The organism is Sphingobacterium sp. E70, assembly GCF_019285695.1.
Classification (GTDB): domain Bacteria; phylum Bacteroidota; class Bacteroidia; order Sphingobacteriales; family Sphingobacteriaceae; genus Sphingobacterium; species Sphingobacterium detergens.
In genome coordinates, this window is the sequence record NZ_CP079104.1 from 5,824,869 (window position 1) to 5,844,426 (window position 19,558).

Consider the following 19,558-nt stretch of genomic DNA (forward strand, 5'->3'; position numbering starts at 1 on the left):
GAAACCTATAATGGGATTTTAACGCGTTAAGATGGGCAAAAGGAAAATTCTGTCTCGTCGATGAGACTGACCTATCTGGTCGGTCTCATTTTTCTATACAAGATTTATTCATGCAAATGACAATTTAAAAATGCCCTTAAATTGTATAACTTTATTATACCAAATTGTTAGCTTTTCAAAAACTTGTAGACTTAACAAAACATTTCATTTTAGCAGCTTATGGAGGGAAAGATAGTTTCAACAATTGGAAATATTGGATTTGTTGTATTTCTTATTATATTTCCACACTTTGTACCATTACCTTTTTATTCTTATGCTCTTGTTTGTTTAGGAGCAATTTTCCTCATGCTAAGAAAGGAAGGAAAGACCTTTAGGGATATTGGGCTGATAAAGGAAAAATTTACTTCAAGAGCATTTATCTTAGGAGTTGTTACAGCATTAACCTGGGTTGCTTTTATGCAATTCGTATATATTCCGAGTATTAAATACTTTTTTGAAGTTCCAGATTATACGGAATACAATTTTATCAAAAGCAGTATGACTAGGTTGATAATGACAGTATTCGCAGCTATCGTTATCGGAGGATTTTATGAAGAGATCGTATTTCGTGGCTATATACAAAATGTATTTGAGAAAAGGATTTTTAAAGGTTTCAGTCCTTTGATCATTATGTTTTTAACAAGTTTACTTTTTGGTCTTTACCATGTGCAGCAAGATATCTTCGCCGTAATCGCGGCATTCATGGGAGGGCTGTATTGGGTTATTTTGTATAAGAGGTTCGGTAGCCTTTGGATTCCTATAATCTCCCATGCATTATTTGACACTATTACACTTATCCTTATTTATAAAGGTGTATTTGGAAGTATTACATATTGATCTATTGCTGTTAAAGAAATAAATCTACCATGTAGATTTAAAACCGTGATTTTAATGAAGTCAAAAGAAATAAAAGAGGCTCATGCATATGGTTAACAGCTCCTAAGAAAATCCTGATGATGCTTATTTAGGGTATTTTTGGTGATTAGATTGTATTGAAATGCAAAAAAAAATAACACCTCTCCAACATTGGCAGGTTTCTCCTGATTCTCAATGATACATCCGGCATCAATAATTTTTTTGTAATTTTATGGATCATCCGGATTACTATTAATACTGTAAATGACAAGCAGAAAAACAAAAAATATAACCGAGTGGGAAAAGTTCAGCCATCTTTTTAAACGACAGGAAATCCTGCCAAAACAACGCTTAAAAATGAAATAGAAGACCTTACATTGGATCGACTGCTTTTCTACCAAAAACTCTTTCTTTTGCGTATTAAAGACAAACCGCAAAAGCGATACGAAGAGTTGCTTAAACAACGCCCTGAAGTTTTACAACGTATTCCTCAACATTACATCGCTTCATATTTGGGTATTACACCTGTTATTCATTTTAAGTTAAGCCTTGCTTTAGATGTCCGGCAGATTTCAATTAATCAAAATCCAGGGATTAAATTCTAACATTTAGGTTTTGAGTTCTTAAAAATAATCTGGTTCATTACTAAGCCCCAGATTGATGACCGGCATTAATACTATATATTTAAAGTGGTCAACAACATTGATCGTCTTAATTTTAAGGCTTTCATTAATTCTGGTAAATATATATAAATACTAAATAACGTTTACATATGTTTAACTTTTTTATATAAAATTTTTATTACCACATGGACTAAATACACTTTAGGCTGTACGCACAGTCGAGAAGAAGAGTAGGGAAGGCCGTAGTTAAAAGAACTGATTGTTGTGTCGATAAAGCCCCACTATATATCATATTGATCGTTATATCAGTAACTAATACATTTTTGCTATATAAGTATTTTTGTCAACAGCAAAAAACATTGATTTAGTAGCTTAGATCAGACTATAATTTTGTCCTGAGTTTTAAAAATATAAAATAGCCTCGTGTCAAAAATTCTATAAATTTGTCTTTTTAAATTTAGTTCTAGATATAATTTTACTCTAAATAATTACTCGCAAGACAGCAAAAGGAATTTTTGTAATTATGAAACTTAATTTAGCGCAGCGCAATATGAAAAAGATATTTCAAATGATTAACGGGATCGCATTGGTAGTAACTATCATCATTAATTACCTCTCCAATACAGGGATATTTAATGGACAAACAATGGCAACGATATCCGCCAAATACCAAAATCTATTTACACCAGCAGGTTATGCATTTTCGATCTGGGCGCTTATTTATTTAGGTCTTCTTGGGTTTGTTGTTTATTATGGGCCATTTAGCAAGCAAACAATTGAAAAAGACAAGATAATTTCAAAGGTAGGTTGGTGGTTCCTCATTTCCTGTCTAGCAAATAGTCTATGGGTGATCTCCTGGCTTTATGACTATACGTTTACCACTATTTTATTGATGATTTTGCTATTTGTAGCACTGTTAAAGATAATTCATAATACATTAAATGCCATAAACCACTTTACCATAGTAGACCGTATCTTTCTACAAGTACCTTTCCATATTTACGCTGGATGGATTTCTGTTGCGTTAATTGCCAATGTTGCTGCCTATTTAACCAAGATTCGTTGGGATGGTTTTGGATTATCGGATACGGTTTGGACGATTTCTATGTTTACAGTAGCGTTATTAATCCATTTGTTTATGATTTGGAGACGCAATATGCCAACATTCGGCCTGGTAGCAGTTTGGGCTTTAATGGCTATTGCAGTCGCAAATACAAAAACAATAACCTTGTTTTCTTATCCGCTATTATCGCGGCTGTTATTATCTTTCTAAACGTGGTTACATATTATATCCGATTTAGAAAGGAGAAGGTTGCTTACTCTTGATCTTTTTACTGAAATTTACCGACGTTTTCTAAAATTTTGCTTGTTCATATTGTGACAACAGTTATAAAACATTACAATGGAAGCTACAGTATGACGTTCTTTTGTATTGACTGGAAATTACTTTACCACAAAATCATATAATTTAGTACATTTAATTATCTTTTACTCGTACATATAGTTATGCACCTTCCATTAGAAAAGCATTATGTTAATCGTGTGGGTTGGCTTCGTGCTGCGGTATTAGGCGCCAATGATGGACTGTTATCGACTACAAGTATTGTTATTGGAGTTGCGGCCGCTAATCCTGATCGGAATACCATTGTATTGGCTGCGTTGGCAGGTTTGATTGCAGGAGCAATGTCTATGGCTGCGGGGAATACGTTTCGGTAAGCTCGCAGGAAGATACTGAAAAAGCAGATCTATTGCGTGAGCAAAAAGAGCTCGAAGAAATGCCAGAGCTAGAGTTGCAGGAGTTGGCGAAGGTCTATGAGAAGAGAGGAGTAAGTCCGGAGACAGCACAGCAAGTTGCGCGAGAACTCTCCGCGCACGATGCATTAGGGGCTCATGCTCATGATGAATTGGGGATAAATGAAATAACGCAAGCCAAGCCTCTGTTGGCGGCAATAGCATCATTTGGCTCTTTTGCTCTCGGAGCCGTGCTTCCATTTATGGTATCATTATTTGCACCAATTGAGCTGATGGTCTATTTACAATATGGTTTTACGATTATTTTTTAATGATTCTTGGGGCAATTTCTGCAAAAACAGGGGCTCAAATATAGGCGTTGCTGTGGGCAGGATCTGTTTTTGGGGTACCATAGCAATGGGTGTGACTGCATTAATAGGTCATCTTTTTGGAGTAAATATCGCTTAGTTCATTACTATAAATTCTTTCAGTACTTGTTGCAGTTTCGATTACAGCATTTTTGTGTTCAGTCTTTCATATGCCGGTATAAAGTAACGAGACTTTATAGTGTGTTTTTACACAAAAAAGGTTTACTTGCTTTTTCGGATTTTTATAGAACCCGTGTGAAAAATTTGCGTGTATTTTTGAACTACTTTGATCTTTAGGTTGTTTGTCTAATCAAAAGATTGAAAATTATAATTATGAAAGACAAAAAAATATTGGTTTCGGGTGCTAGCATCGCCGGTCCTACATTGGCTTACTGGCTGGATAGGTACGGCTTCGAGGTTACCGTGATAGAGCGTGCGGCAGCTTTGAGACTGGGCGGACAGAATATAGACGTGAAAGGACCAGCAAAAGAAATTGCGCTTAAGATGGGTATTTTAGAAGAGATCCGCGCACATAATACCACCGAGATTGGGCTACGTTTCGTTAATTCCGACAATCATACAATAGCAGAATTTCCATCTGATAGTTCAATGAGCATGACTCAGGAACTTGAGATCCTACGTGGCGATCTGGTTAAGATACTGTACGATCTCACCGCGAAGCGTGTAGAATATATTTTTGGTGATCACATCATTGATTTGATAGAAAGTGAAAATGAGGTCAAGGTGGATTTTGCAAGTGGAAAAAGGATATCTTTGACATTGTGGTTATAGCTGAAGGTATCGGTTCTGCAACGCGTGATCTTGCCTTTGGCGGTCGTCCTCGTTTTAACTATTTAGGTTTATATACCGCTTATCTTACTATCCTTCGAAATAATACCGACAGTCGGTGGGCACGTTGGTATAATGCGCCAAAGGGCATTGTATTTATGTTGAGGCCTGATAATTATGGAAAGACAAGGGCTTCGGTAACTTTTCTGGCAAAAGAGAAGGCGTATAAAGACCTAAGTGAAGCAGATCAGAAAAGAGCGCTTATTGATCGTATACAAGGTGCAGGCTGGGAATCTGAACGATTAGTTAATGAGATAAAAGAGAGTGAAGATCTTTATTTTGAGAGGGTCAGTCAAGTCAAGACTGATAAATGGACTAAGGGAAGGGTTGTCATTACAGGTGATGCCGCTTGGTGTGCTACACCAATTGCAGGAAAAGGTACAGACCTTGCCGTGGCAGGCGCCTATATCCTTGCTGGAGAGCTTTATAGAGCAGGTAATTATGAAGAGGCTTTCCGTAACTACGAAAAAATAATGAAACCCTACGTTCAAGAGTGTCAAAAGCTGCCTCCGGGTATTCCTCGTATAGTATATCCGAGTCGAGAGTCGGAGTTGCACTCCTAAATCAATTGATAGCCATTGTTGGAAGCAAACCTGTAAAATGGTTGATGCGCGTTTTTTCAGGAGATAAAAAGACAATAAGAAGAATAGAGCGAAAGAAATTATACTACCAGATTACGAATAGGTAACACTTAGCCGGAACCAGTTCAGTGTATCCATCTACAATTGACTGAATTAAACTAGATTGAAGAAAGATATGATAGGTCTGTGTTTCTTTTATAGAGGGCTATAAAAGCTAGTTTTCTCCCGATATTAGGGATCACCAATGAGTTTGGACAAAAGAACACCGGTAATCCCTATGCCAGATTTCCCTTGTTAAGATTCCGGTAAACAAAAGATCACTGATAACCGTGATTTTTTCGTTCCACTTTTCTTTTTAATATTGATCATTCGACAAGTAGAATTTAAGAGCATGAAAATCTCCGATAAACAAATAGCGTTTATAAATACTCATTTCAATGAAGGTATTCCGGAAAATGAGGTGGAAGAGTCAAAATTCTGGGAACTAAAAACTTCGGAAGAATTACATTATTTAGCTACAGGTCATAACTGGGACAATGGCGTAAAAGTGTTGAAGTGGATTGTTGAAAGCCCGCTCTGCAGCGAAGCAACAGCTTTAACGTTATTCTGGTTGGCACAGCCACAGGACTATCAGCAATATAAATTGGATACAGTATTAAAGGATGTATACCACAACGAGGTATTTACGCTTTTGAAAACAATTTTACAAAACTATTCAAACAGCTTTTATCAGCATAGCGGTATTCGGTTTGATCCGACACCATTTTGTGAAAGCACATTCCCTATTCCTGACTGGATTTATCAGAAAACGAATGGGGAAGATAGCTATATCTATTACGAGGCGGATGAGGTAGAGGATTGGTTAGAAGTTGACTGGAGAAATAACGTCAACCGTGCAGAATCTGCGATTGACCTATTTAACATAGCCTATTTTATGAATGAGCCAGAATCCGCAACCTTGATCTTGCAACATCCCTTATGTGACAAAGGTATCGCTGTGTTGGTATTTTGGCGATTGTATACAGAATGTGCGGTTTATAGTGATAACAACGAAAAACTAAATGCAATTATCAGCGATATTAAAAACAACGTCTATGCTGAAGTATTGAGTTATGATCCCACGAACGATGAAAAGTCGATTACAACAAGAAAAAGATCGTTTGGGAGATACCAGAAGCATTAAGAAAAGCGGGTTAAAGCTGTAACAAAATAAATGTTGTAAAGTAAATAGAGATACTCCAGGCAGAACATAGTTGTCAAAGAGGATTTGGCACTGAATGGTAACAAAAAGAATATGTAAATGTATATTGGAACTACAGCGAAAGAACGATTAGATCATTTTGTCGTCATTGAAAAGGGTGACACTGCATCAGAAATTTTGGTATTGATGAAAGAAAAACAGGTTTTTAATCTTATTGTGGATGGAAAAACCTGTGATGAAGCTGTTATAGAGCTTCCGGAGTTTAGAGCAGTCTTTGCGTATAGTAATATAATTTATCTTTCCAATATTAAGATTGATACATCTGAAAAGCTCTATACATTTAAAAATGCTGTTCGGCTCGAAATCAAGCAATGCACTTTTAAAGAAAAGGTGTCAATTGATTGGCTCATTTTCGAACGTTTGGTAGAAGTATTTACACCCTATTCGAAAAGCTTTATCAACCTTTTTGAGCATCCGACGCTGAAAACTATTTTTGTGGAAAAATTTAATCAGGAGAACTATCAGTTTCCTGCTAATAGAATATTGGAGACACTTTCTATAGCAGGTAGTGTAGCATCTGATTGGTCAACGTTGCCTCAATTCGTAAATTTAAAAGCTTTGTATCTTTCCGAAATTACCTCCTTGACAGGTATAACTTGGATTAGCAATTTTCACGATTTGATTGATTTGGAGCTTAGCCTTTGTCAACATGTAGAAAATATTGTTGCAAGTGTTTCAGAAGTGATCACACTCCGATATCTTTATATCTTTCGAAGTGGTGTCATCGAGTCCTTGCAAAACTTGGCCAAGCTTACAAATTTAATAGAATTGACCATTGAAAATAAAGGTAAATTACTGGACAAAAACATTTCGTATTTGGATAAAAAAGCCGATCTGGAATATAGCGTCGAAATAGGAAGTTTTGCAGCCACAAGCGACTAAGATTAGAGCAAATGAATCATAAATATCTATTAGCACTACTTTTTCTCTCAATAAGCCATTTGGCCATTGCACAATTTGCAAAAATCATTGATAAAGACGGTTATGTAAACGTGAGGAAACAAGCCTCAGTTAATAGCCCAATTGTTTCAAAAATTGGCGCTGATGAAATTGTCTATGCATTTTCCGACGAAAAACTCGGCGATTGGGTAAGTGTTGATTATACCAATAGTCAAAACAAAAGCATTACTGGATATGTACATAAATCAAGAATTAAGCTGATCGAATCTTATAATCAAATCCCCAATATAACTTTTGATGAAAACTCGGCAACATTTAAATCAAAAGATGTAACTGTCGAAATAAGATCCAACAAGTTCGATTACAATAAAAACAAGCAGCACTTTTCATCCACTCAATATGAAGATTATAGCGTTATAAATAAATTTAAAGGACAGAAGCTATGGGGAACTGATGGTGGATTCCCTACAAGTCATTATACATCCATCAAAGCCACGATAAAGGGAGCAGTACCCAGATTCCAGAGAGGGAAATTGAGAATCTATTTAATGTCAACAATGAGTTTGCGGCATGTTATTATGATGAACTAAATGACATTTTATACATTACATCAGAAAATAGCGATGGTGCTGGAGGATATGCGGTTTTATTTACGATTGAGAAAGGCAAATATAAAGATCGGGTAGTAACAATGCCTTTTTAAGCTTATCTAAATATTGAGGTAGACTGATTAGGAAAGGCAATTCGTATTTTGTCATGGTCCGCAAGTGCTTCGTCAAATAGTTTTAATTGTTTTTTAACGATTATCAATCTTAAAAATAGTATTTAGTAGTTTGTGATAAAGAAAGTGGTATTTTTGATAAAGCTACGAATTCTTGGATTTCCTACTGGACGGCCGGAGCTATTTTATTGGAGCACCAAATAATTAAAAGCTAACCCAAAACAATTTCAGCTATTTAATAACGAATAATAAATATCACGTTGCGAATATGAAATTGTTCTTATATACTAATAGGGAATACCTTAAATTTAGGTTAGATCTATTTGGTGTATTCGTTATTGGCTAAATGCTAAGGTCAAATTTATGATAAAAAACATGAAAATTTCAAATAAAATATACGCTTTCCTTATCGTTTTAATATGCTTTTTAAATAGTTTAAAAGCTCAAATCAAGCAGGATACTGTTTATACTTATGATGATCAAAAAGAAATTGGACAGGTTGATAAAAATGGGAATAGAATAGGCGAATGGAAATTTTATTATGAAACAGGAGAGTTATTACAGATCGGTAGTTATAAGAATGGAGATCCAATTGGAGAATGGAAAACATACTATACAACCGGACAATTATGTAAGATTGGAAAATTTATAGATAGCAAAGCCTATGGAGAATGGAAGGAATATTATCAAACTGGCGGACTATATGAAATTGGTGTGTATGATGGTGAAGATCGAATCGGAGAATTCAAATGGTATCATGAAAATGGAAAATTAAAAATGATCGGTAGTTATGAAAAAGGAAAAGATTTAGGCGTCTGGAAAGTATTTTATGAAAATGGTCAGTTAAGGAACATTGGAGAGCAGCAAGATAATAAGAGAGTTGGGGAATGGAAGTACTATTATGAAAACGGTCAGATAGAGAAAATAGGAAACCATGACGTCAAAACCGGCGTCATGATTGGAGAGTGGAAAATGTACCACAATAATGGAGCATTGGGAGCCCAGGGAAATTTAGATGAAAATGGCGATCCCGTCGGCGAGTGGAAATATTATGATGAAAATGGAAAGTTAACCCACACAAAAAAATACTAAAAAACTGTTGATGAGATAAATGATCTACAAAAACCATCATTACCCTAATCCAAACGCTGAGGAGTAGAAGAAGGAAAGAAGCTATTCGCGGATCAGGAAATTCGTTTGGAATTCTTGCTAAAACTTCTTTATATTAACGACACGGCGGCTATTAGAGGCTTTGTTAAAAACTACAATGAAAAAATGTTTAAGAAATTATTTCAAAAAAAAACAACACCTGCGGAGCGATACTTAAATCATCTCAATAGGGTATTTAAGAAAACACCACTTTTGTTTAAAGAAGACAGTGTAGAGGAAGATCTTCCGGGAGTTACTACGATTGTATACGAGAATATACCCGAAAAGGGCATGATTACATCATTTACATATGGTCTTTCCTTGGGACATCATCCCGATTGGCGAAATGGAAGGCCAGAACTTACATTAACAGTAAGATCAGATGATTTTGCATGGGGAAGAGTGTCTGGTTACTTAGCGAACCGGCTACGAAATAAATGCCCTTTTTCCTATGGAAATCCTATCGATTTTAAAGAAAAGATTGCTAATGATTCCGAAATGGACGGGTTTTTAGTATTTGCTCCCTCCATTTTTAGAGACAAAAGCGACTATGAAAATATCGATATAGGTGCCGGATATAATATTTATATTAAAGGTATTTACCCGATATATGCAACTGAGATTGATGTTATCTCCGCAGTTGGACTAGAAAAATTTTGGAAACATCCTAAATTTGACCTTTACAATATTCGTAGAGAGCGAATTTTTGTATAAAGTGTATCTGTCAGATCCTTCTACTTATCGGAGGCTGCAATACTAAGCTTTTTCATCGATATACATTACGAATAGACCAGAGATTATTGACCACCGGACTTGTATTTGAGTATGAGAAGGCTTTAATTGAAGATAAGGAAAAAGCAATAAAAATTTTGACAGCATTAAACTTTGACAAACTTTCGGATGACCAAATTATTGTATAAATAAATACTTTTAATACTCCGCACCATTCCGTCACAGTACAATATGCCAATAAATACGGTATTAATCGAGATCAATTCGAATTTTAGAAAACCTATGAGGGATTGCCAGAGTTACTGTTTCGAATCTCTTTTAATAAATTATTTATTCTTTTTCATTTAGCATTCTACTTTTGATTCCGTTTAAGTAATAATTCATAATGGTGCTGACTGCATCAAAATTGGTTGCATTATTAAGCTCCGAAGTAATATCTTCTGTAAACCATACAACTTCATCGAAGGGAATGTTAAATTTAATTTTTACTTTGGAGAACTTGCTATTAGAAGAAAATTCCTCCTTAAAAAGATTATAGCTGTCAATCAATGGCTGTAAAGCATGGTATTTGTTTGTCAACTTCGGAAAGTTGATGTAATCAATTTGTTCCAAATGAGCTTCTTCTGGATAATTAATAAAAAATGATATGTGATTGATATTATCCTTAATATCATCATGCAAGATATTAGACTCTAACTTCTTATTTGCATTTTTGGCACAGAAGTATTTTGATCTAAAAGCTATTACAGTTTTTGTAAAATAGTGATAAATTCTTCTCGCTGTATTTTCACTCGGAAAAATAGCTTTGATTTTATCATTGGTTTTATTAAGATCCTCTAGATATTTCAATAATACAGTTTGTTTGAAGGAATTTTCATCTATTGATTTATATAAATCTAAAGTGTTAATGAATTGGCTATTGTTTTCATGAAAGGCGAGCCGTAATAAAATCTCATCTTTTTCTTCAACATCATGAAAAATATACTGGGCTGCAAAGTACTCTTGAAGCGATTTGTGCGACCATTGGTAGTATAATCCGTCGAAAATCATAACTGGAACAGCGACAGTGATATCGTCAATAAAATCTGAAACATTTAAAATTAAATTTTTAGCCAATCGTAAAGAATTGGTTAGCGCTTTGACGAGACCATCCTTTGTGAATTCTATTTCGTTATCTGATGTCAAACAGACAAATCCAAAACACCTTAATAGGCGATGGAAATCATCTGTTAATAATCGGGATTTCTTTTCACGTATGAATGGTTCGCCCTTTGAATAGTCATGGCTTTCATATAAAGAATCATAAACTTGCCGATAGAAGAGGTGTTTTTTATCTGGAATATCATTATTGTATTCGAATGGATGATATAAAAGCGATACAAGCAATGGTGTTTCCAAATATTCACGAATATACTTTTTTATACGAGGTTCCATAATCTTTTTAATAAGATTATTCGATACCAGACCATTACAGCCATATTTTCTAATGAGATTATGAGCTTGTTCTTTGTTCAATTTTTGAATACCATATTCTGAAAAGCTACCGAAGGATTGTAATGAACTATCTGGTCTTGATGTGATAACAAAATAATTATTACTTGCTTTACTAATAAAGTCGTTTAATTCATTAGTCACTTGGATTTTATCATCAAGTGCTACTTCATCATAGCCGTCAAAGAAAAAGAAGAAATTACCATAATCTATCATTTGCAGCAGTAGTTCTTCATCAAAATCTCTCGTAAGTTGTTTCAGTTGTTCTAAAACTAGTTCTATAATCGTCTTTTTTGATAGTCGCCTAAGTTCAATCAAGATGGGTATCCCAGAGGACTTGCTGATGATACTTAAAATTAATTTCTTAATAATGGTAGACTTTCCCATACCGGCAGTAGCATTTATAAGAACATTGCTATTACTCTTAAATAAACTTGGACAATATCCATCAACAATATATTTATCAGTTTTATTGATATTTTTAAGCGTAAGTGGAATATAAATATCATCTAAAATAACTTCCCTACGTTTGCCACCTATAATATTCACTACAGACACCTTCTTATATAATCGGGTGAGATACTTATCTAGGCTTGTCAAAAGAGATTCTTCAGATTGACCATTTGTCTGTAAATGCGTTATATTTAAATTCTTTAAAAACGGTTTGACAAAAATTTCAGATATGACTTTAATTCCTTCTGTGTATACTGTTACGAGCTCTGATGGCAACATATTATTATCACTCATGATTTTTTGATTAAAATCTCACATAATTTTATATTAAGATAAGTAAATTGCATTAATTAAAAAGTTGTAGATAAACTATGTAGAGTATATTAACGGACAGTAATATTGGACATTTTTGAGATAAATATTGGAGAGCGTAGATATTTAGTGAAACCCTTCAACAAAGATGGGGGCTTTTCTTTCTTACTGAGATTAATGGACTGCAGGTTATTTTTGGCGGTACTGGTAATGGCCTGGAGGCAATAGATCCACAAATATTGATGACGATCTTTTAGATGAGATCGCATCTGAGATAGATTCTTATATGATGTAATGAATATCTAGATTTGGGGCTGTAAAAGTCTAAGGGGATCTAGTAAACTCATCAATTTTAATAACTTATAAATAGAAATAGTTATCAATGAAAAGCCGTTATATAGTCACTCCAAAGGATAAAGCAACAGTAGAATTATTGGATTATAATAAGGCTGCTGATGATGACTTAATTGAATTCGTCTTGACAGAGGAGCAATTTAATGTATTAAATTGCCACAATGTTTTTTCTGGCTTAAATGAAATTCTAGGATGTGACATTGATGATTTTGAAGACGAGTCTATCACTGACGGCACACAGCTTGAGATGGGCTTAAACTACCTAAATGCTATAATTGTAAACGACGAAGGTGCGAGAAAACTACTAGAAAAATTGATTTATTTGTTCCAAGAAGCGATATCAAGGAAAACAGGTGTTTACTTCTACTTTTGACCCTATAAGAGCTTAAGCAATTCGTGCTGATGCTATTATAGGGCTTAGTGTAGATATCTACGAAATCCCAAGAAAGGGGAGTCAGACGTTTCTGCCTAGTATTATGATTATGAATCTTCTAAGGCAATTGAATAATAAGCCGTATTATTTAAGAAGATCTATTAAGTTTAATGTAGCTATGAAAGAGCCAGCTTTCATACATTGAGGTGCTCCATTAGATCTGAAAGGAACTACGCCAGTTTTATAATAAGAATTGGTGGAAATGGTAAATATAACAGAATTAGAAAGATGAAAATTAACTATTCGTTTGTAGTATTTTTATATGCCTATTTGCACCAAATTGACCTTTCTTTAGATAGAAGTAGGTGGGGACCTCTTGATAATCTGAGGATTTTTATCGAAGCCAAATTTCTCCTCAAAAAGTTGCAAATTATCTCGTTGATAATTTGGGACTAGATGTTAAAAAATTGAATAATTTGATTTTTATCGGTGAAGAGTCTTTGTGGGATAAAATTAAAGATTCATTATTATCTTCCTTCAAGAGAGATGTTATTTTGGAAGACGATAAAGTATACTTTTTATGTCAGAAATTATTGCTTTTGGATAATTTCTTAGCAGATGGAGAACAAGTGCATAAATTAGAAATTGAGAAATTAAGGATAGAGTTTTCTAAACTAAATTATGGTACAGTCAAATTTAAACTTGCAAAAAAGATCGTTTAAAGGCGAACAACATTGAACATTTTCTACAAAATGAAATATTGAGCACAATTAAAATTTGTGAGTTTAATAAAGGTTATTTTTAGATCAAAAGCTTATGCAGTTAAAAAAGCACATGTGATATTTATGAAATACCATTTATTGGAATGTCAAATGAAGAAGCTATTTTTAAAATAGAACCTTTTCAGAATTTATTGAGGGGCTTACCTAATGTTTAGAAACAACTTAAAGTTTAGTATCCAACAATTTATTTCCGCAAAATAAGAGCTTATGAAAGCATTCAACAAACATCACAATATGCGCACGCTAGCCATTGCACTATTTTCGGTGGTATTTATTTTTTCGTGTATCTCTTGCACTTCCATATCGCCTAAGTATTTAGCACAAACTGCTGCGGCGCATAGCGTTTCGATGGTACGATTGAAGGAGACATACATCTTTGATAATTATCCCCAGAAGATAATAGGCCATAATAATAGCAGTCAGGAGAAGAGTGCGGCCTATAATGAATATTGCCTATGGAACTATATTGAGCCTAATTACTATAAAACTGATAGTCTGCACTATCTTTACAGAACTTCATTGGAGCTCACCAAAAAAATAAGATCCATTTCAAACTAATTGATACCTTAGGAAATGTCGTGCGTGAAAGAACGAGGAAAGTTAAGCCCGAACCGCAAAACTTTGTTTCTTTCAGAAATACCGACCTTGACATCTATGTATTAGTCAATAGATTCTTTACCAAAACGATTTGCTTTGCACTAGATAAACATGGTGATTTAATCGTGCCCAGTGAGTCGACAGCAGCCGGTTTTCTTATTCTCTTTCCGCTCGCCGGCGCCCTTAACCATGATGTATATACTTATCGTCGTGTGGATACAGTCGCCAACTGAAAGGATATAGATCGGAAAGAAATAATTTTAGCGGATTTGTTTCCGTAATTCAACTATTTTTGAAAGACATTTTTGGTCTGTCATTTTTTAGTATTCCTTAGTTAGATGCAATTGAAGAAAACCGTTTTTAAGCTTCTGTCCTTTGTACCTGAACGTTGAACTTAACTCCTCATTGTTTGCTAAAATTGCTCCAGCTCCAGTGATTATAGGACTGACGTTAAAATAGATATCTGTAATCAAATCCCTGTCCAAAAAAGCGTTGAAAGTACCTGCTCCACCTCCGACGGATATTTCACGCACTCCTTTTGTAGACATATATGCAATTGCCTCTTCAGGACTTGCTACAGTCTTGTAGCCATCAGCCGTATAAGATTTATCGGCCAATACGATGATTTCTATTCCATTAAAATGTTCTTTTACTTGATCTGGAAAATTTAGGAAATTTTCAAATGTTTTCAATCCTATTACTACATTTCCAACCTGCCTTACAAATTGTACGTAAAATTCCATCGCTTCCAGTGGTAGTTTATGATGCGGGTTATCGGATATCAAAATTCTTCCATTAGCCGAAATGTTTGCGATTACTGTTACTTTCATAACGATTTTTTTAAAATTTCTGTACCACAAAACTATTGGATATTCAATATATATTTACTATTCATTACCTTTAGGAAAGTAACTATCTGATGTGCAATAAAAATATTGATAAAGAAACTATATTGGCATTAAAAGATGGCATTGAATTGCTCAGTGGTAAATGGAAATTTTGTATCCTGCACAATTTGCAGAAACACGGCACAATGCGGTTTAAAGATCTGCAAGAAATGGCTCAGGAATATCCCCAAAAGTTCTATCCAACGAACTTCAGGAATTAGAAGATAATTTACTGATTAGTAGAACGGTTAATAACACCAAACCTGTGACAGTTTCTTATGCGCTTACCGCATATGCTAAAGAAACGGAAGAAGTTGCAAATGCTTTAATTAAATTTGGTCTAAAGCATAGAGATAAAATTAAAGCAAAATGAGCGGTAGAGAAGAACAAGCGACAGATCGTTGATCTCATAGATACCAGTGATGAGGATATTTTCTTTACAGCTGCTGCCACTGAAGCTATCAATATGGGATTACGTGAATTATTGAGGGCAGGGAAACAACTTATACCTGAACAGACAGAGCATCCAGCGGTTTGGATACCTGTAGGTATCTTGAAACCAAAGTATTGCCGTTAATACCTTCCTGTTGATATTGATGGATTGATAGATTTTGAATAACTAGAGCGCACAGAAGAATACCAATATTACCTAAACAAGTATCGGGGCAGTTGCAGTATGACAAAAATGCTGATTCTTATGAAAATGTCGTCGCTGAACGAACCGCTGGTATACTCCAAACAAGAGTTTATGACTGATACCAATCGTTTATATTTAATAAAGCAGATCGTGGCCGATGCAATCCAATATCTATAATAATAACTGACTACATTGTTCTGATCATATGCTAACTCTAAAATCAGATGTACATGAAATCAAATATGAACTTCAGAATTTGTAAAAAAACAGCAGCAACCTACCGGTCACTACTGTTTAATCTATGTGTCGTTAGCCACTAAAAATCTGTATTTATTTTTCAGGACTAGTCAAATTTTTGAAATAATCGGCAACCAGGTACCAGGCCTTCTTTTTTGGCCTCTTTCAGATAATAATCCTTTTCTGTTCCAACCCTTTTGATAGACAGGATGGGCCCTTCCAGGCGAACGAAAGTCGACCAGGAGTCATGGTGTCAACCCACGTAAGAAGGAAATGTTTTTAAACATGCTAAATTGACGTTTATAAATATCCACAAGGTAATCTTCACTCCAGCTACTTGCCCGCTTCGGATCGGTATTGTTGCCAAAGACGGCCTCGCCACCAAATTCCGAAAAAATAAGCGGTTTATTGAAGTGGGATATCCACTCGACTTCGCTATCATTCTCAGGCCATGCTTTGTACCATCCAATGTATTGGTTGATCGCCATAACATCCATCAAACGATTCATTTTATCTTCGATATAGGCCTTGTTGCCTTCAAAACGCATGTTATTAAACGCTGATGTCACAAGACGGGTATTATCCAAGGCCTTTGTGAGGTGATAAAGTGCAGTGAGCGAACTGTCTCTGGCCAGAGAGGAGTAAGTTTCGTTCGAAAGACTCCAGATAATCGTTGCCGCCCGATTTTTATCACGAGCAATCATCTCCCGAAGCATTAAATTCATTTTTTCATCATTCCAGGATCTGCAAAATCAATCCCCTGGTAAATGGGCAATTCTTCCCAGACCATCAATCCCATTTGCTCAGCCATTCTTATCATTTTTTCATGATGTGGATAATGCACTAGACGCACATAATTACAACCTAGCTCTTTCGCCCAATCCAAGAGCATTTTATAATCACTTTCATTATAGGCCCGCGATCTGCGTTGTGGGACTTCTTCATGAATATTAACCCCTTTAAGAAAGATGGATTTGCCATTCAATAAAATATTTGTCCCATCAACTCTGATTGTTCGAAAACCAATTTCTTCTTCGATACGATCGGTTTCGGAATCGACCTGAACGGCATATAATTTCGGAACTGCAGGTGTCCACAGGGTTTTCTTACGAAACGGAATTCTAAGCGTGGCTTTTCCAGTGCTATCTGTTCTTGTTTTATAAATAAAGTTCAATTCGGGAATGCGTATTGCAATCGCTTGTTCTTTTTAGGGCCATCTAGGGATACATAGCCATTGATGATATTCTCATCCTGCTGTGATAGCTGAATAAAATAATCCCTGATATAGGTCTTTGGCGTTTGTACGAGTTCGACATCCCGTGTGATTCCACCATAATTGAACCAGTCGAAACCGAGACCAGGTATGCCATCTTTTATCCGTTGATTATTTGATTTCACGATAAGGCTATTTTCGCCAATCTTGACATGATCCGTTACTTCAAACTGGAAAGGTGTGAAGCCACCTTCATGTTCACCAATCTTGACCCCGTTCAGATAAACTTCGGCCTTATAGTTTACGGCAGCAAAGTGGATAAAAAACCGGTTATCCTGTTTTGTTTGGATCTTAAAGGGACGTTTGTACCAGATACTGCTTTCATAATAGTTGAGCTCGGGAAGTTGAGAATTGAAATCTCCCGGTACATACAGTTGATGGCCACCTTCAAATGAAGATTCCACAAAATCCGTGTTGCCCAACGGTTTTCGATCTTTATAATATGCAGCCCAATCACCAGACCCCGCATCAAAAGGATCGATAATGACTTCCCATAAGCCGTTTAGACTGGTCCTTTGCCGTCCTTCGATATGAATCATTGCTGATTGTCCGAATAACAGTAATGGAAATAAGGAGCATAGTACTAAAATAATTTTCATGGTACAAGGCGTTCTCATAATCTAATTGTATCAGTGGTATCTTAAAAAAATAAGGGTACAGCTTGATGAAGAAAAAATGGTTTAATTGATTTTCAGTACCAATGAAATTTGATTAGGCTTATCCGAAGGCAAGGTAACGCTGAGTGCTTCGTCATCTTGTTTAAATACCAGTTTTTTCGGATGCCCCAATAGAGATACTGTTTTAACAGTTACTGGATCGCCGGTGTTATTCTTCTTTCCGAAAGATTTGATCATGATTTTTCCATCCGTTGGCCATGCCAGGACGTGGGCATAGATCGCATCGCCTTTTTCACAAACCGGATATCCCTAGCGGTATAGTTATTTTCTTTGTCCTCGTTGAATCCAGCGGCATTCAATGGTTTCTGCTCTTCGGTACTTGGACCCTCGCCATATGTTTTCCAGGGACGGGTATCAAAAATTCCCTCCTTATTAACCTGAATCCAATCGCCTATTTCATGCAGAATTTTCTCTTCTTTTTCGTCGATGCTACCATCGCCCTTAATAGGGACATTAAGTAGGAGGTTCCCGTTTTTACTGACGATATCAATAAGCATATGGACAACTTTTTTGCGGACTTGTAATTGTTGTTTTCATAATCAGCTTTGCTATAATGCCAGCTTCCCAGGCAAGTGCAGGTCTGCCAGGCTTTTTCTTGCACTTGATCCGGAACGCCGCGCTCAACATCCCACACCAAACACTCTTTTTGTTGCTCGGATAAGATTTTTCCAAACAAAACGGCGTTGACTTTTCCCTTATTTTTCTTCGCGTTACTGTTATAAAAATGGGCTGCAATATCGAGCCCGACTGTGCTGATAGGCCAGAGGGGAGTGTAGTATCATCAAAATAGAGTAGGTCCGGCTGATAGCTGTCGACCATGTCTATTGTCCGTTGATAGAAATTATCAATATACTCCGGTGTCGGCTTGGATGCACCGTTATTCCAGTCCCACTGTGACCACAACGACTTTACGTCTTCACTTCCCTTGCTAAGGGCATGGTTCTGCCGATACAGTTCCTGGGGATCGTAACCTTCCCACCATTTTCCTTTTCCCGCTTCTTTCGTTAAGTTTCCATCATAGGGTACACCTTTCAGGGGCCTGAGCGATCCGCTCTTTGGGCGGTTTCATACCATGTCCATGCATGGGAGGCGTGGATACTCACACCGAAAGGAAGCTTGTTTTTTTCGCTGCTTTAGACCATTCGGCGAGAATATCACGTTTGGGTCCCAGATTGACCGAATTCCATTTTTGATGCTTGCTATCCCACAGATCGAAGTTGTCATGATGGTTTCCCATTGCAAAAAAATACTGTGCACCAACCTTTTTGTAGAGCGCAACAAGCCTTTCGGGATCCCATTTTTCAGCCTTCCAGGTAGGGATGATATCCTTAAATCCGGCTACAGAAGGATGTCCATAAGTTTTTACATGTGCATTGTATTGTCCACTGCCTTCATCATACATACCACGTGCATACCAGTCGCCCTGCTCAGGTTGGCATTGTGGGCCCCAGTGTGCCCAGATGCCGAATTTGGCATTGCGAAACCATTCAGGCGCTTCGTACTGCGCCAAAGATTCCCAGTTAGGCTGAAATTTACCAGGCAAGTCTACCGGTCTTTTTGTTGGGCTGGAGCATTTAATGTAGCTCAAGGATTGTAAAGAGTACTAATGTCTTAAAAATGTTCTTGTTCATAACAGGATTTATCGTTTCTTTAGTTAAATAGTGTGCTACTTTGAA

21 protein-coding genes and 4 pseudogenes are annotated in these 19,558 nt (G+C 36.1%); 17 read left to right on the plus strand and 8 right to left on the minus strand.

The features are described 5' to 3' along the window. Window positions 1-219 precede the first annotated feature (219 nt). The 11 genes and pseudogenes from KUH03_RS41610 (at window position 220) to KUH03_RS41660 (ending at window position 9,791) form a co-directional block, all read left to right on the plus strand. Window positions 220-876, plus strand: coding sequence for a CPBP family intramembrane glutamic endopeptidase (locus tag KUH03_RS41610; RefSeq protein ID WP_257090464.1), 657 nt, complete (start codon window positions 220-222; stop codon window positions 874-876). A 431-nt stretch (window positions 877-1,307) separates the two neighbouring features. After that, entirely contained in the window at window positions 1,308-1,499 is a 192-nt protein-coding gene (locus tag KUH03_RS41615) for a hypothetical protein (RefSeq protein ID WP_257090465.1), read from the plus strand. Window positions 1,500-2,040: 541 nt separating this feature from the next. Then, window positions 2,041-2,790, plus strand: coding sequence for a hypothetical protein (locus KUH03_RS41620; protein WP_257090466.1), 750 nt, complete (start codon window positions 2,041-2,043; stop codon window positions 2,788-2,790). A 233-nt stretch (window positions 2,791-3,023) separates the two neighbouring features. Beyond that, window positions 3,024-3,580: pseudogene (locus KUH03_RS41625) on the plus strand (VIT1/CCC1 transporter family protein). A 354-nt stretch (window positions 3,581-3,934) separates the two neighbouring features. Then, window positions 3,935-4,408 carry a hypothetical protein gene (locus KUH03_RS41630; RefSeq protein ID WP_257090467.1) on the plus strand — a complete coding sequence of 158 codons (474 nt, stop codon included), beginning with the start codon at window positions 3,935-3,937 and terminating at the stop codon, window positions 4,406-4,408. Beyond that, window positions 4,399-5,028 (plus strand): FAD-dependent monooxygenase, encoded by a 630-nt coding sequence (locus KUH03_RS41635; protein ID WP_257090468.1) that lies wholly within the window; start codon window positions 4,399-4,401, stop codon window positions 5,026-5,028. The genes KUH03_RS41630 and KUH03_RS41635 overlap by 10 nt, the downstream gene beginning before the upstream one ends. Before the next feature lie 409 nt (window positions 5,029-5,437). Beyond that, on the plus strand, window positions 5,438-6,229 hold the full coding sequence (locus tag KUH03_RS41640) for a DUF4274 domain-containing protein (protein ID WP_257090469.1): 792 nt from the start codon (window positions 5,438-5,440) through the stop codon (window positions 6,227-6,229). A gap of 117 nt (window positions 6,230-6,346) precedes the next feature. Next, window positions 6,347-7,189, plus strand: a complete 843-nt coding sequence (locus tag KUH03_RS41645; protein ID WP_257090470.1) for a hypothetical protein — start codon at window positions 6,347-6,349, stop codon at window positions 7,187-7,189. An 11-nt stretch (window positions 7,190-7,200) separates the two neighbouring features. After that, window positions 7,201-7,797: an SH3 domain-containing protein gene (locus KUH03_RS41650; RefSeq protein WP_257090471.1), complete on the plus strand. Its 597-nt coding sequence runs from the start codon at window positions 7,201-7,203 to the stop codon at window positions 7,795-7,797. Between the two features lie 494 nt (window positions 7,798-8,291). Further along, complete coding sequence (locus KUH03_RS41655; RefSeq protein WP_257090472.1) at window positions 8,292-9,020, plus strand: toxin-antitoxin system YwqK family antitoxin; 729 nt, start codon at window positions 8,292-8,294, stop codon at window positions 9,018-9,020. A 105-nt stretch (window positions 9,021-9,125) separates the two neighbouring features. After that, the gene (locus KUH03_RS41660) at window positions 9,126-9,791 is read left to right on the plus strand and encodes a suppressor of fused domain protein (RefSeq protein WP_257090473.1); all 666 of its coding nucleotides are present in this window, start codon (window positions 9,126-9,128) and stop codon (window positions 9,789-9,791) included. Window positions 9,792-10,139: 348 nt separating this feature from the next. Here the strand turns inward: KUH03_RS41660 and KUH03_RS41665 are convergent, their stop codons facing one another. After that, the gene (locus KUH03_RS41665; RefSeq protein WP_257090474.1) at window positions 10,140-12,047 is read right to left on the minus strand and encodes an NACHT domain-containing NTPase; all 1,908 of its coding nucleotides are present in this window, start codon (window positions 12,045-12,047) and stop codon (window positions 10,140-10,142) included. Window positions 12,048-12,447: 400 nt separating this feature from the next. Here KUH03_RS41665 and KUH03_RS41670 point away from each other — a divergent pair, with 400 nt between their 5' ends. The 4 genes from KUH03_RS41670 (at window position 12,448) to KUH03_RS41685 (ending at window position 14,404) form a co-directional block, all read left to right on the plus strand. Then, on the plus strand, window positions 12,448-12,792 hold the full coding sequence (locus KUH03_RS41670) for a hypothetical protein (RefSeq protein WP_257090475.1): 345 nt from the start codon (window positions 12,448-12,450) through the stop codon (window positions 12,790-12,792). A 446-nt stretch (window positions 12,793-13,238) separates the two neighbouring features. Then, on the plus strand, window positions 13,239-13,514 hold the full coding sequence (locus tag KUH03_RS41675) for a hypothetical protein (RefSeq protein WP_257090476.1): 276 nt from the start codon (window positions 13,239-13,241) through the stop codon (window positions 13,512-13,514). Between the two features lie 267 nt (window positions 13,515-13,781). Further along, window positions 13,782-14,132, plus strand: a complete 351-nt coding sequence (locus KUH03_RS41680; RefSeq protein ID WP_257090477.1) for a hypothetical protein — start codon at window positions 13,782-13,784, stop codon at window positions 14,130-14,132. A 20-nt stretch (window positions 14,133-14,152) separates the two neighbouring features. Then, on the plus strand, window positions 14,153-14,404 hold the full coding sequence (locus KUH03_RS41685; RefSeq protein WP_257090478.1) for a hypothetical protein: 252 nt from the start codon (window positions 14,153-14,155) through the stop codon (window positions 14,402-14,404). An 87-nt stretch (window positions 14,405-14,491) separates the two neighbouring features. On the opposite strand, the gene KUH03_RS41690 is transcribed toward KUH03_RS41685, so the two are convergent. Continuing rightward, entirely contained in the window at window positions 14,492-15,001 is a 510-nt protein-coding gene (locus KUH03_RS41690; protein ID WP_257090479.1) for a dihydrofolate reductase family protein, read from the minus strand. 203 nt (window positions 15,002-15,204) lie between these two features. On the opposite strand from KUH03_RS41690, the pseudogene KUH03_RS41695 reads away from it, so the two are divergent. After that, window positions 15,205-15,431 (plus strand): annotated as a pseudogene (locus tag KUH03_RS41695) (winged helix-turn-helix transcriptional regulator). A 15-nt stretch (window positions 15,432-15,446) separates the two neighbouring features. Beyond that, a pseudogene (locus KUH03_RS50005) lies at window positions 15,447-15,635 on the plus strand (aminotransferase class V-fold PLP-dependent enzyme); the annotation flags it as partial. Between the two features lie 542 nt (window positions 15,636-16,177). Here KUH03_RS50005 and KUH03_RS41700 read toward each other — a convergent pair. The 6 genes and pseudogenes from KUH03_RS41700 to KUH03_RS41730 all read right to left on the minus strand — a co-directional run bounded on the left by KUH03_RS41700 (window position 16,178) and on the right by KUH03_RS41730 (window position 19,425). Then, a complete protein-coding gene (locus KUH03_RS41700) occupies window positions 16,178-16,657 on the minus strand; it encodes a glycoside hydrolase family 2 TIM barrel-domain containing protein (RefSeq protein ID WP_257090480.1) in 480 nt (159 codons plus the stop codon). Further along, window positions 16,654-17,106: a glycoside hydrolase family 2 TIM barrel-domain containing protein gene (locus KUH03_RS41705; protein WP_257090481.1), complete on the minus strand. Its 453-nt coding sequence runs from the start codon at window positions 17,104-17,106 to the stop codon at window positions 16,654-16,656. Before KUH03_RS41705 ends, KUH03_RS41700 begins: the two co-directional genes overlap by 4 nt. Continuing rightward, window positions 17,103-17,804: a sugar-binding domain-containing protein gene (locus tag KUH03_RS41710; RefSeq protein ID WP_257090482.1), complete on the minus strand. Its 702-nt coding sequence runs from the start codon at window positions 17,802-17,804 to the stop codon at window positions 17,103-17,105. Before KUH03_RS41710 ends, KUH03_RS41705 begins: the two co-directional genes overlap by 4 nt. An 81-nt stretch (window positions 17,805-17,885) precedes the next feature. Beyond that, window positions 17,886-18,059: a hypothetical protein gene (locus KUH03_RS41715; RefSeq protein WP_257090483.1), complete on the minus strand. Its 174-nt coding sequence runs from the start codon at window positions 18,057-18,059 to the stop codon at window positions 17,886-17,888. After that, window positions 18,056-18,516 (minus strand): annotated as a pseudogene (locus KUH03_RS41720) (alpha-L-fucosidase). Before KUH03_RS41720 ends, KUH03_RS41715 begins: the two are co-directional and overlap by 4 nt. Window positions 18,517-18,981: 465 nt before the next feature. After that, complete coding sequence (locus KUH03_RS41730) at window positions 18,982-19,425, minus strand: alpha-L-fucosidase (protein ID WP_257090486.1); 444 nt, start codon at window positions 19,423-19,425, stop codon at window positions 18,982-18,984. Between the last annotated feature and the right edge of the window lie 133 nt (window positions 19,426-19,558).